Source organism: Cohnella cholangitidis (genome assembly GCF_014107495.1).
Taxonomy (GTDB): Bacteria; Bacillota; Bacilli; order Paenibacillales; family Paenibacillaceae; genus Cohnella; species Cohnella cholangitidis.
This window is the reverse complement of the sequence record NZ_CP041969.1, coordinates 5,342,706-5,358,703: the sequence shown is the minus strand read 5'-3', so window position 1 is coordinate 5,358,703 and position 15,998 is coordinate 5,342,706. Positions and strand designations below refer to the sequence as shown.

At 42.0% G+C, this 15,998-nt stretch carries 11 protein-coding genes; all 11 read right to left on the bottom strand.

The window, feature by feature from the left end; all coding sequences use genetic code 11:
* Nucleotides 1-3: 3 nt before the first annotated feature.
* The 11 genes from srtB to FPL14_RS24560 all read right to left on the bottom strand — a co-directional run bounded on the left by srtB (nucleotide 4) and on the right by FPL14_RS24560 (nucleotide 15,986).
* Nucleotides 4-882 carry a class B sortase gene (gene srtB, locus FPL14_RS24605; protein ID WP_182300211.1) on the bottom strand — a complete coding sequence of 293 codons (879 nt, stop codon included), beginning with the start codon at nucleotides 880-882 and terminating at the stop codon, nucleotides 4-6.
* 90 nt (nucleotides 883-972) lie between these two features.
* Nucleotides 973-1,557 carry a hypothetical protein gene (locus tag FPL14_RS24600; protein WP_182300210.1) on the bottom strand — a complete coding sequence of 195 codons (585 nt, stop codon included), beginning with the start codon at nucleotides 1,555-1,557 and terminating at the stop codon, nucleotides 973-975.
* Between the two features lie 30 nt (nucleotides 1,558-1,587).
* On the bottom strand, nucleotides 1,588-3,126 hold the full coding sequence (locus FPL14_RS24595; RefSeq protein ID WP_182300209.1) for an ABC transporter substrate-binding protein: 1,539 nt from the start codon (nucleotides 3,124-3,126) through the stop codon (nucleotides 1,588-1,590).
* Between the two features lie 82 nt (nucleotides 3,127-3,208).
* A complete protein-coding gene (locus FPL14_RS24590; RefSeq protein ID WP_182300208.1) occupies nucleotides 3,209-4,828 on the bottom strand; it encodes a hypothetical protein in 1,620 nt (539 codons plus the stop codon).
* A complete protein-coding gene (locus FPL14_RS24585) occupies nucleotides 4,825-7,659 on the bottom strand; it encodes a glycoside hydrolase family 3 protein (protein ID WP_182300207.1) in 2,835 nt (944 codons plus the stop codon). Before FPL14_RS24585 ends, FPL14_RS24590 begins: the two co-directional genes overlap by 4 nt.
* A 27-nt stretch (nucleotides 7,660-7,686) precedes the next feature.
* A complete protein-coding gene (locus tag FPL14_RS24580; RefSeq protein ID WP_229263654.1) occupies nucleotides 7,687-8,583 on the bottom strand; it encodes a carbohydrate ABC transporter permease in 897 nt (298 codons plus the stop codon).
* Nucleotides 8,584-8,596: 13 nt separating this feature from the next.
* Entirely contained in the window at nucleotides 8,597-9,556 is a 960-nt protein-coding gene (locus tag FPL14_RS24575; protein ID WP_229263653.1) for an ABC transporter permease subunit, read from the bottom strand.
* Between the two features lie 198 nt (nucleotides 9,557-9,754).
* On the bottom strand, nucleotides 9,755-9,889 hold the full coding sequence (locus FPL14_RS30410) for a hypothetical protein (RefSeq protein WP_267875390.1): 135 nt from the start codon (nucleotides 9,887-9,889) through the stop codon (nucleotides 9,755-9,757).
* 133 nt (nucleotides 9,890-10,022) lie between these two features.
* On the bottom strand, nucleotides 10,023-13,397 hold the full coding sequence (locus FPL14_RS24570) for a glycoside hydrolase family 3 protein (RefSeq protein WP_182300206.1): 3,375 nt from the start codon (nucleotides 13,395-13,397) through the stop codon (nucleotides 10,023-10,025).
* A gap of 29 nt (nucleotides 13,398-13,426) precedes the next feature.
* The gene (locus FPL14_RS24565) at nucleotides 13,427-14,173 is read right to left on the bottom strand and encodes a hypothetical protein (protein ID WP_182300205.1); all 747 of its coding nucleotides are present in this window, start codon (nucleotides 14,171-14,173) and stop codon (nucleotides 13,427-13,429) included.
* Between the two features lie 211 nt (nucleotides 14,174-14,384).
* A complete protein-coding gene (locus FPL14_RS24560; RefSeq protein WP_182300204.1) occupies nucleotides 14,385-15,986 on the bottom strand; it encodes a response regulator transcription factor in 1,602 nt (533 codons plus the stop codon).
* Between the last annotated feature and the right edge of the window lie 12 nt (nucleotides 15,987-15,998).

Below are 15,998 nucleotides of genomic sequence, written 5' to 3'. Positions count from 1 at the left end.
TATTTAAAGTGCTGTCGAGTTATTGTACTTCGTTTGCGTTACGAGCCTAGCATGAATCACTGTCCGGTACTCGGCACCCATTTTATTATTACAGGTTGAAAGTGTAAGTATTTTATCTTGCGGTGTAAGATCTACATGGTAATCGTAGACGGACTTGTCATTTATCCTTATTAAAAAGTCCATGAACTCCTTATCATCTGCAAAATCCGCCTGTCTGTAGTTATAATCTTGTAGTTCGGTATAGGTAGAGAAAATTTCGTATTCCATTTGTACGTCCAAGAAATCCAAATATATTTTTGTGAGTTTCTCATATTTATCAGGTTCCCTATAAAAATCCATTAAATCCCCAAACATCGTGCGATCATTCATGGCATGACCGTAAAGCACTATGTTCCGGTCTTCTCTGGGATTATTTGTGTAATCCATAAAAATCGTTCCTGAGATTGAATGTTTTTTATTGAAATCTCTTTTTAAATAAAAGTCATTGTCTTCAGCCTGCATTACAGGATAATCGATTGGCTTATTAAAGCCCGGCATTTCGATCCACCCGATGAAATCGCTGTTTTGCATGTGTAACTCCGAATATTGTTTCAAAACACCGTTTTCATCCAACTTTACAGGATCACCTGATAAAATCTCATAAGGCACGTTATTCTGGATTTTCTCATCTTCTACAGGAGCATCTGGAGTTGCGATTTGGAATATCTGCTCCTTAACTTTAGGTATGTCAGTAGTTCGTGCTTCTGCCACTTGTACCCTTAGTTGCTCATATTGCCTGTTATCACGATAAGATGAATAATACTTTTCTACGATCATAACAAGAGAATAAGTAAATACACCTAAAGATATGATGGACAAAGCGATACGAATGGACTTTTGCACCCTAGTCCCCCCTGAAGCTTTCGATGAAAAGTATGAGCCACCCCCGATAGGAGCAGCTCATTCTGGAATCTTCCCGACTATATTAACTAATTAGGCCGTTTTCATTTTTCTAACCAAAACAATCATCGCGATAAGTGCAACTCCAGTTGCGACCCAATACATCATCATGCTATTGTCCCCTGTTTTGGGATTGTTGGATACACTAGGAGACTGGTCTGCCGAAACTTCAACTGCATCCGCCTGAATCGTACCTCCCGCATCTTTCACTACGGATTCCCATAGTTGCTGAAAAGCTTCATACACGCCGTCAACAGCATCAGCTGACTTTGCAACCTTGGCACCATCAAGGGTACTGTTCAGTTGCTTTTGATAATCTTCAACTTCAGCTACGATAGATTTAAAAGTTTCCCTGTAGTCTTCAGGCACATGCTCCGCAAATGAAGCTTGCAGCTTTGTAGTGCCGTTATACTGTCCGAACTCTACAGTCGAGACCTTTCCGTCGGAAACCGATACTGTCATTTTATAAACACTTTTTCGTGCATCCGGTTGAGAGCTAGTGCTATATATGCCATCCTGCAACCCTGTCGTAGTAGCCGCGCTAGCGAATGCCGCCAAACTAATCAACATGCTGAATATTCCTACTACCAATGCTGTTACTTTAGATAATCTTTTCATGTTACCCATCCCTTCGTATGATTAATTTATTTATTGCTGTGTTTTAGCCCATTCGTCCAACTGGCGTTGTTTCTCATCCATTACTTTTTGCAGTCCGGCATCATACAGCTTTTGATTGAATTTTTTAACCTCTTTATCCGGATCAACAGCACCACCTTCAATCAGTTTGACATACTGATCGTAAATAGCAGTTAGAGCAGCTATTTCTGTCTTTACAGGCTCTGGGTTGAAGATAAAACCAAAGGCTTTCGAGGTTTGAACCCAATTGCTCCATTCTTCTACAGCAGCTTTTATTTGTTCAGCTGTTGTGGTCGAATTAGGATCAACTACGCCTGGCAACTTCGAATAATCGCCCCAAATGTTCCAATTTTGTAAAAACTTCTGCTTACCTAAAGCAGTATCGATTCGCCCATCGTCTTGCTTGACATAATGCTCCCCTTCAATTCCAAACTTAAGCAAAGTTGCGACCGAAGGATCCTGGAACAATAGATTTAAGAATTGTATTGCCTTATCAGGCCTTTCCGAATTCGAAGGGACTGCCCATACAAATGATTGGTAGGTCTCCGTGCTTTTAATTGGAGGGACTAGGTGAACTAATTTCACGGTTGATTTCTCATTTAACCATATCGTGTTGTAAGTTACGTTAGGCACAGCAAACAACTTGCCTGCATCCTGCAACGAGGTTGGTCTCTCTTGGGAAGTGACATAGTCTTTGTTGACAAACCCCTTCTGATACCACTCTCTAGCTTTCTTCACCATGCTAACCCACTCATCGGTTTCAAACTTATTGACGACATTCAGGTCGTCAAGCCCGCCATTTCTTAACACGCCAAACCCGTTACCTAAATCGTCAAAACTTAGAAGGTGATAAGCCATTCCTTGTGGGTATACGATTTGTAATTCCGGTTCGGCTGCATGCACTTTCTCAAAAATAGGGTCCAAATCACTTAACGTTTTCACATTCGATAAATCAATACTGTATTTATCCACTATCTCTTTACGGAATACAACACCTCTCGCAAGAGGATCGCCTTCTTTGGCCGGGATGCCATACTGCTTGCCTTGATAGTTTGCCGTTTTCAATATATCTGCCATATTCGATTTGATGTCTTGTCCATATTTTTCAAGGAGCTCATCAATCGGCATAATCATTTTATTTCCAGCATATGCCGTAAGATATCTATTTCCCGGAAGCAACATGATGAGATCAAAATTCTCGCCGCTGGCTGCAGCCATTGAATAGGTGTTTGCCATATTGGCAACATTAACGATTTTGAATTCCACTTTCGCATTTATCTTTTTCAGTGCAATTTCATTAACTTTATCGACAACCTTTTGCAGATCCGGCTGAACTGCACCATAAACTGGATACGCTACCTGTATCGTATATGGATCTTCATCAAAGTTAATTTCATTACTCGCAGTCTGTTCTGATTGGGTACTCGTTGCCGGCTGAGTACTTGTTTCTGGTTGAGTTGTTGTATCGGTTTGATTGCCTCCGTTTGAATTACAGCCAATAAGTAACACAAGTAAGCAACAAGTTACCCAAAGGCTTATGGTCCTTTTCATCGTTCTACCCCCAATTCGTATTTGTTTTATACAATCTCATAATAAAAGACAACGCTTTCATTCAGTTATACTTTTTCCGACTTTATAGATTTACATTTCCGACTGTATCAAGTACCGAATTTCTTCGGTCGAAGAAATCAATTAAAGAGTATATTTGTCCGTTTAGTTCCATCATCTCATCAGTCAAATCCGTCCACTCTACGAACTGCGTTGTAACAATGCCTTTGTTGCCATTCAAGTTCGAAGCCTCAGCATTCGCATCCGTCGGGTCGTTATCACTGTATTTGAACCAATGAAAGCCAACGAACCAAGGACACTCCACGAGCCAAAGCGCGAAATTCTGATAAAAGCGTGCCCGATCTTTCTGCGTAGCAACTCGGAATCCGGCTCCTGTCGCATTTGCCATTCCCGAATCGGATGCCATCGCGTACCATTCTGAAATGATCAAAGGTTTTCCCGACCACAGCGCCCACTTCTCGATTTCTTTCCCGTCTGGTGTCCAAGCCATGTAATAATTTACGGAGATGACGTCACACCATCTGCCCGCAGCTCGCATCATGCCTTCCCCGAGCAAGGTTCCATCCATGAAATGCGGTCCGAGAAACATAAATCTAGATCCCAGATATAGATGATTGGGATCGGCAACTTTCAGAGCTGTAGCGACAACGCGGAAATAGCGATCATACACCGCGCCGCGGAAACGTTCGCGAATATCGTCAGTAGCATCTTCGATCTTAGGATCATCCAGTCCGGATTCGTGCTTCAAGAAGGTCCAAGCGACAGCAAGAGAATATCGGTTGCATGCCTCATTCGGATCAAGCGTTAAAAACCGCTCCAACATATTGAGGTTGGCCGGCAGTTCGTTGTCAGAAAACCATCCGACAACATCGGGTTTCCCCTTCAACTCCGCGGTCACTTCTCGTGCATAATCATGAGCGAACGTCTCGAACATTGGATCGAATACAGGCATCGCATTATTATGCGCGAATACCTTATGACCGACTGATGGCTTCGTCAGACCGTTCCGATCGCCATAAGTGGTAATGAAATACGCAGTTCCACAGATACCGATCGGTGTCTTCGATTGATGCACCAGTGATTCGTCCGACCACATCCCTACTGCCGTGAAACCCAGTTCTCGAAGCCGCTCGGTCGCCGTGTCGGCCCAACCCTCAACGCTTCCGAAATTATCGACAGCATTCTTCACGGTGTTCGGAGAAGTATGCGCCGATACTTGGGATATTGCCGTATGATAGCAAGGGTGTCCATCTGGATCGACGATCCAGAAACGCCCCTCATCGCGCACAACCCGAAAGAAGCCCGTTGCGCCGTAGAATTTATCGATCCGTCCTCCCCAACGATCAAACTCCAGCAATGCACTGGGCGGACGATACCCCTTAATTGTCTCAAGCGATCTTGTAGCAAACGGAGTTTCTTCCCTTACCATGGCTTTGGTATTCAAACAATATTCCTCAGTGTCCGTGTTCGGGACGAACACCTCGTACTCTTGGGTAGGGGCTTCGGTTTCTTCTAATTCGGCGAGCATCCGTTCCGCCCATTCCCAAGGATCGGGACTTAATCCGGAACCTGAATTTCCAAAAGCCTTTCTTGCCTCTAAGTAAGAAGGCACGTAAGGAGTTTGCGGTCGGAAGTCCGGTGTGTACATATATTCTCTAAGAAAAGCTTCTCTTTCTGAACTCATGCTGTTGGCCTCCGATCATGATTCTTACTCACCTTCAAATAGGTTTTGAGGTCGCTAAACAAGGAACTGTACGGCAACATCGGGATTTCCGTATATCCGGTCTCAGCGTTATAAACATTACGTACGGTCCAGCATTTCAAAAACAGGTTTAAAATGTTCATCGCTGATTTCTGTAGATCACCCAGCGCAGTATACGCGTCTTTACTGGTTCCCCGGTAAGTCACGGTTTTGGTCCCATCCTGATTTCTTGTAACCTTTGCGATGTTCTGTTTCTCCATGTCCTTGACCTTGCTCCCTAACTCAACCTCCACCGCTACTAGAGTCGAGCAGAAATCCTCGCCATCCGCCCCAGGCACAAAAGCGTTCCACTTTTCTATTGTTTCAGTTTTCCTGCCTGAGTATAGGGAGATCGTGGTGACATCCACGCTTCCGTCATCGTTAAATACGGGCTCTGGTGCCATTACAGAATTAATCAATTTGCTGATATGCCACCCTCCCATGATCATGTCATTGCCAGCATGCATATCGAGGCCGTTATCGCTCTGCGTGAACCAATCGGTCATTACAAATCCTTTGAAGCCCCATTCGCCGCGAAGAATATGGGTTATCAAGTCAATGCTGCTGGAGGTGTGAGCACCGTTGATTTTGTTGTAAGCTGTCATCACCGTCATGGGCTGTGCAGATTTAACCGTTATTTCGAAGCCCTTCAGATAGATCTCCCTTAGAGTCCGCTCTGATGCAGAACTGTTTCCGAATGCCCTTTCAGTTTCTTGTTCATTAGCAGCGAAATGCTTAATGGTAACCCCAACTCCAGGATGGGACTGGACCCCTAGCGTAAACATCGCTCCAGCAATACCCGTCAACTGCGGATCCTCAGAATAGTATTCGAAGTTTCGACCACCCAATGGATCCCTGTGGATATTCATACCCGGCCCGAGAATCATGGTCGTTTGATTCTCAAGTAGTTCCTTTCCATAGGCTTTACCGAGTTCACTCCATAACTCGGCGTCCCATGATTGAGCTTGCATGACTCCAACCGGAAAGGCTGTACAGCCATATTGGTTGATTGGAATATGGAGCCCAGTAGGTCCGTCAGGCATAATATTGTTCGGAATACCATGGGACTGGACAAAATTCGTCGTCGTCTGCCCGGTAGCCCCGCCAGGTGTTATCGCCGCACTCAAAATCGGCTCATCCGAGACCATTGTATAGTCTGAATTGCTGAATCGGCCGTTAACCAAAGTTGCAAGTGCCGGCAAATCGAATTGCGCCACAAACTGCTCCATTGTAATTTCCCCGCTGTAGACATCATAGAGCTTGGCGTTAGGTTTTGGGCGTACAATTTGAAACCGCTCGACATAGTTATCATTCGCGAATCTAGAACCAGATTTGAAACGGGACTGATAGTCCGAGCCCTCCGTCAAATAGGTTGTGACGGAAGATGTATCCACAGTGGAAGCACAATTCCGCATGGTAAGCGATTCCGCCTCAAACCTGAGTACAGGCGCATTCTTGATCTCGTCCGTCTCTGTTGCATAGCTAAATGGAAGCACCTCCTTGCTGGATTTGTCTTTAAAGTCCTGATCCAGCGGAAGCCTATTACTTACTTGCTCGGTAATTTTCGTTTCATCCAAACGGATAATGGCTGCAACTTTCGTATTTCTGGACGAATGACCTACACGTATCAGATAATCGCCTGCTTCAAGCACCCATGCAGCCAATGCCTCACTATATGAAGCCATCTCTGCTACTGGGAAGGAGATGGTTAAGGTTTGACTTCCGCCCGGCTTCAATTCGTTCGTCTTTCCGAAACCAATTAACGATTGATAGGGTTTTTCAAGCTCGCCATCCGGAGCAGAGATATAGATTTGTACGACTTCCTTGCCCGTATATTTATTGCCAGTATTGGTTATCGTAGTTTCTATGGAAATCTGTTCATCTGTAATAAATACATTGTTCACGAGGATACTGAACTCGGTGTAGGATAATCCGTATCCAAATTCATATGCAGGTGTAATATTGAAGCTGTCAAAGTATCGGTAACCGACATAAATGCCTTCTTCATAGTTTTGCTGCTTATTGTCGCCTGCGTTTCTACCAAAGGTTTTATATGCAGGATAGTCCTCATATTGGATTGCCCAAGTATCTGTCAACTTGCCTGATGGGGTGACCGACCCACTCAGTACATCCACCAGAGCATTACCGCTTTCCATCCCGGCTAAGGACATAAGAAGCATGGCATCCAACTCACCGAATTGCTGGAAGAACTTCGTATCGATAACACATGTATTCAGGACGACAATACTGTTCTTAAAATATGCCGCTATTATCTTCAGATTGTGCAGTTCGTGATCCGTCAAATAATAGTCGCCTGGGACTGCTTGTCTGTCATGCCCTTCCCCCGCAACCCGAGAAACCACATAAATGGCCGTATCGGCATCAGATGCTGCCGAAATGTCCTGTTCTGTTAAAGCTGGATCAGGCACGAGTATTCTTTTGCCGCTCCACATCTTGTCAATTTCGCTCAATGTCGTATCTTCATCTTGTGCTTTCTGATAAGACGCTGCATAAGCATCCAGCCATGCAGAGGAAGTAAGGACGTACCCAGCGTTCTCGAACCCTTTGCGGATAGAAATTTCATATGGAGACGTTACATTACCAGAACCGGTACCGCCTTTCACCGTGACATGCGCGCCACCGCCGAAGAGTGCAATTTTTTTACTACTTAAGGGCAATACATCATTTCGATTTTCAAGAAGCACCATTCCCTGTGTGGCTGCATAACGGGCGATTTTGGGGTTGGCGCCTTTCTCCGTAATCTGAAGGTTCATATTTTTTCTCCTTTTTCACTTATTCCCTTATTCCTTTAATGCACCCATAGTAACTCCTCTAACGAGCCATTTCTGTATAAGTGGGAACACGCATAATATGGGCAGTATGCCGATTACGGCCAAGGCCATTCGAACTGTGGTTGTAGGCAATTCTACCGTTTGTAACCTTGCACTGGTCTCTCCGAGATCATTATTTTTTAGAAAGTTAATGTTTTCGTTCATGTTATTTAAGATCGTTTGTATGGATTGTAATTTACTATCGAATGTAAGATAGTACATGCCATTGATCCAGTCGTTCCAATAGATAAGGACATAAGATACACCAACTGTAGCAACAATCGGCATAGATATTGGAAACACGATCCTGAAAAAGATTCTGATCTCGCTTGCTCCGTCAAGCTTTGCTGATTCAAGAAGCGCTTTAGGAATCGAATTCTCAAAATAAGTACGGAACATCATTACGAAATAGCCATTCAATAGCAGCCCTGGTATGATCAAGCCCCAAATCGTATTTTTAAGATGAAAGATTTGAGTGTAAATGATATAGGTGGCGATAGCCCCCCCATGGAACAGCATTGTAAAAACGACCAGGAAAAGCAATATAGATCTACCAGGCAACTCTTTAATACTCAGTACATACCCTAGTAATCCTGCTATCGTGACTCCTACAAAAGTTCCGATGCAAGTTACAAAAATAGTCACCATATACCCTGTTCCAAGGGTGCCCCATTCACTTGCTATATATTTATAGGCTTCAATCGAGAATTTCTCCGGGAAGAAGCTATACCCATCCCTGACTGCCGTTACTTCGTCGGTGAAAGAAGAAATAACAAGAAGTATAAACGGAGCAATCGCGAGAAAAGCTAATATGCTCATCACTAGATATCCGCTCAATTCCCAGTTAGCATATCTTTTGGTAGTCAATCTTTACACCTCCTTAAAATAGGGAATTATCCTTGTTAAATTTCCGAACAACAGCGTTAGCTGATACTAACAAGACAAAGCCTACGACGGATTGAAATACACCTACGGCCGATGACATCGTAACGTCGCCAACCTTCATCAAGGCTCTAAAGGCGTAGGTATCGATCGTTGTTGTAACGTCATAAAGCGCACCAGAATTCATCGGCAACTGATAGAATAGACCAAAATCGGAAGAGAAAATTCTTCCAAGTTGCAAAATGATCATTAATGTAATGACTGGTTTCAACAACGGCAAGGTAATATATCTGATTTGTTGCCATTTGGTTGCCGAGTCGATTTCAGCGGCTTCATAGTATTCGTCATTGATAGACATAATGAACGCTGTATTCATCAGCACTGTAAACCCAAGGCCCTTCCAGTTCTCAAAAAACAGTAGGATAAACGGCCAAAACTTAGATTCCTGATACCAAGATACCGGTTCAATACCTAGAGGCTCCAAAATCGAGTTGTTAATAAAGCCGGTTTCGTTACTTAAAAACGCATAGCCGATATAACTTACGATTACCATCGACATAACGTAAGGGATTAACACGGCGGATTGAAAGAATTTTCGAGCCAATTTATTCTTTATCTCATTAAACAAAATGGCGACGGTCAATCCCAAAACTGTCCCAACGACGATGAATAGCAAATTATATAGCACCGTATTCCGAATCATGATCCATGCATCTTCCGTCGCGAATAGGAACTTAAAGTTGTCGAATCCGACAAATCGGCCTCCAAATACACCAGCGGAATAATCGAGTTCCCTGAAAGCAATCTGCATTCCGTACAATGGCAAATAGTTGTTTATCAGCAAATAAAGTAAAGCCGGCAAAGCTAATAGATATACGGGAATGAACTGTTTCCATTTTTTATTTATTTTTCTTTTATGAATTAAATTGGCCTTGTTTACGGCATCGACATGATTCACGATTTCCCCTCCAAATTGTGTGTATTTATTCTGTCTACTATTGAGTATACGTGGGGATTAATTCGCTCCGTTATACTTGATCCGACTCGATTAATGTACATTTCCGACCAATCCGCACTGCCTATACCCTCTTTTCATAAAGCAACAGCAACTCAGAACCTGTACGAATAGGTTCCGAGCTGCCTGTTGTTTGCTTACTTAGACTTCAACCCTTACCACTCCGTTTCTGTTCTCGATCCATCGGACTTCTGTCAAGATATCCGCAATCTCCGGCTGCGACGAGCTGCAGCGAATGATTACAGCGTCAACGATCACGTCGCCCAACCCGTTCACGAAGTAAATCACCTCAAACCGGCTAGTCACGCAAACGTTATACGTCTAAATCAGACGAACGCGAAACAAGTAGGCGAATTCACAAAAAGCTCCAATACGCCCCCCCTACTCACTGGCTAATAAAAGAACAAGCCTACATTTCGGCTTGTTCTTTGAAAGAAAATGCAAGGTTATCTACCCGTATATCTTGTTCATGAAATACAACATAAATGTCATGTATGCCTGATAAATCCATGTTGAATTTTGACGTTACATCCAAGTAACCAAGTTCTTGCACAATCGTACCCAATGTTATCGGTTGCGTAACTTTCTCTGTGCTTGGAACTGAAATAGTGGCAAATGCCTCATGGTCTGGCGAATCCGCATGAAGAGAAAATGTACCTCCATTAGCCATTGACGCAACTTTGGCGGTCACACCGGTCGCATTATCCATCTTTACTTTAGGAATGGCAACCCATGAACCAGCACCTTTAGAAGTAACACTGTAGTACCCTCCAACTACTTTATCTGACTTCAAGTTTTCTACAGTTCTGACTTTTGATATTTCGTTATAAGTAACTTCATGAGCGTTAAACGAACGGTCAAATAAATTAAATGCAGTAAACGGATCCAAAGTCAAAAGCGAATCACCAACTATTTCAATACTCCGAGTGCAATTAATTTTTGTAGATGAAGCACCCACCATTAATCGATATTCGCCTGTCTCAACTATATAGTCACTTCGGTTGACATCCCAAATCTTAAAATCCATCGGATTAACATGTAATATAACATTCTTTGATTCGCCTGGTTCAAGCTCAACTTTCTCATATGAAACCAACAATTTATTTGGCGTAACGTCCCCATATTCAGATATTGAATTATTGATATAGAGTTGTACGACTTCCGATGTTTTAACAAGACCAGTATTCTGAACATTAACACTTGCTCTAAAAGGACTGCCATCGTTAGAAGACGGTGCTTTAAAGTTACTGTACCTAAATGTACTATATGTTAAGCCATAGCCAAACTCATAGGTTACCTGGGCATCCGTATATAGATACGTTAGCCTAGATCCAATTGGATCTGCATTCGTCATATCCTTAGTGAACCTCGGATCAATTTGGTGTAGGGTTGTAGTGAAACCTTCCGGTATTGAATATTTGCTGATGCTTGGCAATGCTTCCATATTAGCATACCATGTTGAAGTCAATTTACCTGTAGGGGCAACGTCTCCAAATAATATTTCTGCCAAAGCTTTTCCATCGTATTGTCCACCATATGGCTGATAGACGATGGCATCAACATTGGTATCGTTCTGTATATCTTCCATAATTACAGGGAAGTTCGTTTCAACGACTACTATCGTTTTCTTTCCAACTTTTTTAAATGCACGCGCTACTTTTTTTATTAACTCATAGTCTGAATTGCCCATTTGTAAAGAAGATCTGTCTTTTCCTTCACTGGCGCTATGCTTAACGTTCGCTCCAACAAATACGATCGCGTATTTGGCATCACTGTCGGCCCACGCTTCTGCATCAGCCCCTAATTCTTTTACCACCTCAACATTAAACTTGGTTGAAGCGTCGGGATTCGCTAGATTGGACGTATTTCCAACCGTTTTATCTTCCCCCATTAGATTCCCATGATCTTCTACCTTAATATATCTTCCTTTAGCGTAGAGGGAGTAAGGAAAGTCGGCCGAGTACTCCGTAGAATATGAGTCTACGATAAAAGATTGAGTTCCATCACTGTTACTAATGCTTCTCCATACAGGCGGTAATGAACTAGAAGAGCCAAACAAATCATCATTGCCCCATGTATTTTCATTTACGGCCAACTTCGTTCGATCTGTATTCGATATTTCTCGTGTGCTTGTGGAGTAGGCAACCCATAATTCGTTGCTCTTAGCCTGAAGACTGAACCCCTCTTGTCCCCAGTCATAAAAACTAAACTGCTCGTTAATACCAAGAGCAATAGCAGCAGCAGACAAACCATCTCCTGATTCCGCATCTGTTGTACTTACGTACTGACCATTCTTTACTGCCTTCAACGCGAAAATGGCATTGCCTGTATCAAACTTTACATTTGACGGATCGGTAACTGTTTTGAGAATAGCCTGTAATGGAGTATACCCTGTATCGCGCACAGTTTCGCTTGCTGAGGGTGTATTCGATACAGAATATTGATTTTTGAACCGAGTATTTGCATAAATACCGGTCAACTGAATTTTTGCGTCTTTACTTAATGGCAGAGCATTGTTGTAATTCTTTAATAACACAATGGATTCTCGTGCAGCTTGCTGAGCAACAGCTTGGTGTTCAGGCAAAGTGTAATCAACGGTAGAGGTATCCACTTCTCTTGTCCAGTTAATAAATGGATAATAATTAGCGAATCCATTAGAATCAACTTCATTGAACAACCCTGCTCTGACCATTGCTTTCACATGCGGACGTGCGGCCTCAATCAGATCGGACACTGTTACGCCATATAGACCTGTCTGAACCGCATCAACCAAATCGGTTACGTCACTCTCAGAATATTTATGCGGCCTTCCTGCATTTGTATGTGCCAGTATCTGTAACACAGTACTATGCGATCTGCCAGGGGCATAACTGGAATCGTACCCATTACTTAAAGCACCATTAGTTGTACTACTAAATAATATTTCGTCAGCTTCATAATCAGGAGAAGTATACATGCCATACTTTGCAAGTTGATTCGCAAAAATATTATAAGAACTAATTATATTCGGGATACCGTTAGTACGGCCAAATGAGCTCATTGCACCCGAGACAGAGCCTGACTCAAATCCCCTTACAATCCCCTTGATGTGGTAGTCAAAAATACTTCTGGCACTTGCATAATTGCTTGCAAATTGCCTATACCACTGTGAGTTATAAACTGACAAGTGCTTTGTTCCAACAATAGCACGGACCCAAAAACCGTTGTTACTTATTGGATCATTAATTCCGCTAAGTGAGGATGCCATCTTATCCACCATTGTGGAAACCAAATATGGATCCTCTCCATAGTTCTCATCAAACCGCCCACTGAGCGGGTTTATACGCAAATCCGTAATAACAGAAAAGGCAACTGTCTTCGAAGATCTATTCGTACTCGTAGAATCCATGATGTTAGCAACGCCCTGTTTTGAGCTTAATTTGCGTATCTTCTCTCGACCTATGACATCACCGATCTTCGTAACAAGATCCTTATTCCAGGATTGTCCTATTGCCAGCATGGATGGAAAGTCAGTAGATACACCCTGCACATTATCCTCTGCAGATAAAGCCCCAGGAATATTACGACCAGCATTGATTCCTCTCTTCAATTCATAAATATTACGTGTACCAGTAACATAAACAGCCGGACCTTCTATACCCGTATATGCAAAATATGCATCAACATAGGCCTCAAGATGTTCTGGTTTACCATCAAACAGCGGCATACCGTGATAAGGTCCACCAACCTGAGTCTTAAACTTTATCGCCCCAGTTGAATCAGTTACATCTATTGCTGTAGCCATCGATAAGACTTCACTAAAGTCCGATTCGCCTAAAAATTTTTTGATTTTAATTTATAGTAGTAAGTCGCACCTTTTCTTAATCCGCTATCCAAGTATGTAGCTTCGCCCGCAACAGATGTAGAACCTACTTTTAAATATGTACCATATTCACTCTCAGAACGGTAAATGTCAGCGGTCGAATTCCTAGACGTCCAAGTCCACCTCATTGATAAATAGTCTTCCCCACCAAATCCGGGTTCTATATTGGCTGGAATATCCGGGAGTTCATTATTTGAATACTCATAAAGATGTATTTCTGAAACGGACCACGGCACCAAACCAGGTTCATTAGTCATTCCATTGGTCCAAGCGCTAATGAATATATTCCGTGCAGTAATCGAATGCGGCAGATCGATGTTTATTGTTTCTCCGTTTGTATCGTACCCATCGACAAAACCAACAACAATACTGTTTGAAGGATTCGTCATCACCGATGTTAATGATTCATTTGAATATGAAACCCTTAGCTTGTATGGCATCTCAGCTTCTGCCGAAGATTTGATAATGATTCTGTCTACGGTTACCGGCTCATCCAGTCCGATCAAAAGATGATCTCCGAATAAGTATACTTCATCTGATGTGAGAGCAGATTCTGCTCCTTGAGAATGTATTTTACCATTGATTAACGCTCTGGTCTTGTCATCGCTGTAACAAACAGAGGCCGAGTATCCAGCAGCAAAGATTACATTTCCATAATAGACACTTCCAGTAATGTGAAGATTTGAAAGTTTTTGCATTATGTTTTTCAGCCCTATCTTGATCTTAAGTATTGGCCAGACTTCTCTCTACGTGCTTGATTAATAGTCCTATCTTCTCAGAAAAGATTATAAGGGGAGAATAATTCACTCCGTTATACTTAATCCGACTTGATCAATATAAATATCCGACTTATTATATGCGCCGTTTAATTTAAACCAACGTTTCTTGCAAAAAAAACAGATGAATAGCTCATCTGCTTCGGTCTACGTAATTCAATTTGTATTCTTGTGGAGACATTCCGACTACTTTGTTGAATATCCTATTAAAACTTGAATAATTGAAGTAACCAACTGCCATAGCGATGTCACCAATGGATTTATCCGTTCTCTTCAAAAGTTCCTTCGCAATCTCCATTTTCCTATTAATGATGTATTTGCTTATGGAGATACCCAGTTCTTTTTTGAAGATCCTTGTAAGATAATCCGAATTCAGATGTACTTGCTGCGCAATATCCTCCACCGTAATTTCTTCTGATATGCGCGCTTCTATATATTTTTTTGTCTTGTCGACCGGGTTGAGCGCTTCGATATTTTGCTCCACATAAAATTTCATTTTCTCAACTGTATATTTTGCCCATCTTAAAAAATCGGCTAATGAAGTTTCTGCTTTTTGCGATAGTTGGTGGGTCTGCTCACCTCTCAAAAGTTCATTGAGAAAAATATTATGCTTTGTTGCGAATACAAATAAAAGGTAGTTGTAGCTTTGGCAAAAATCACTTAAGTACTGTCTGTCGATTTTTCGTAAGACTTCTTCTGCATTCAACGTTTTTTTGATTTCATCTAATAAATAGTGAAACCGATGATTAGCAATATATTCTGTCCATAAATTGAGCGTTGAGTTCTTAAATTCCACCGGATGATGCCTATACGAATCCAATAATATAATATTCTTTTGATAGGTTACATTATTAAAATCAATGGTTTGCAGGTTTTCAATCATGCCAGGCATTTTATAAATATTATCTCGAGTTCCAATATAGCAGCAAACGACTAATTTTAAGTATTCTTTTCCGGCTGTTATCAACTCTTTACACTTTTCGTTAATCACCTTATAAAAATCATTACGGACCTTCTCGTTTTGTTTCAGTTGGAAAACAATTAAAACTGTGTTCTCAGTAAATGTCATTACTTCATTCGAAATATCTATTGAGGCGAAGACTTCTTCAGACACATTTTTTATTGCGAATTCCATTAGTCTACGCTCGTCCTTTTTGAACTCATTTCTCATCTCTTTTAAGCTTACCAATATGGGCAAATAATCATTCTCGAGATTAATATCCATTCCCTTGGCTTGAATGTACCATGAGAGGCTTTGCATATTTGGTGCTATTTCCCCAACGAAATAATCTTTCCAAAATTGTCTGATCACTGCTTCTTTATTTTGTAACCATGCGCCGCTGTTTCGCTTTATGGCTCTTTCATGGCTAATTTTCTCAGTTGCCTTCTTGATCGTTTCTTCAACTTTTTCATAGGATAATGGTTTTAGTAAATAATCCAGACTTCCTAATTGAATTGCCTGCTGCGCGTAAGAAAAATCGGCATGGCAAGTCATTATAATGCATTCCACATTTAAATTATTATCATGCACCCATCGTAACAGGTCGAGCCCGCTCCCCATCGGCATTTCAATGTCGCAAAGAAGTATATCAATAGAATGTTGATTAAAATTTGCGATAGCTTCGTTCATGCTCATTGCCGTATAAATCGACGTGATGGCTAACTTTTGCCATTGTACACCTTTTTTTACGGCCTCGATTGCACTTCCTTCATCGTCGACGATCAATATTTTCATCTGGTTTCACTC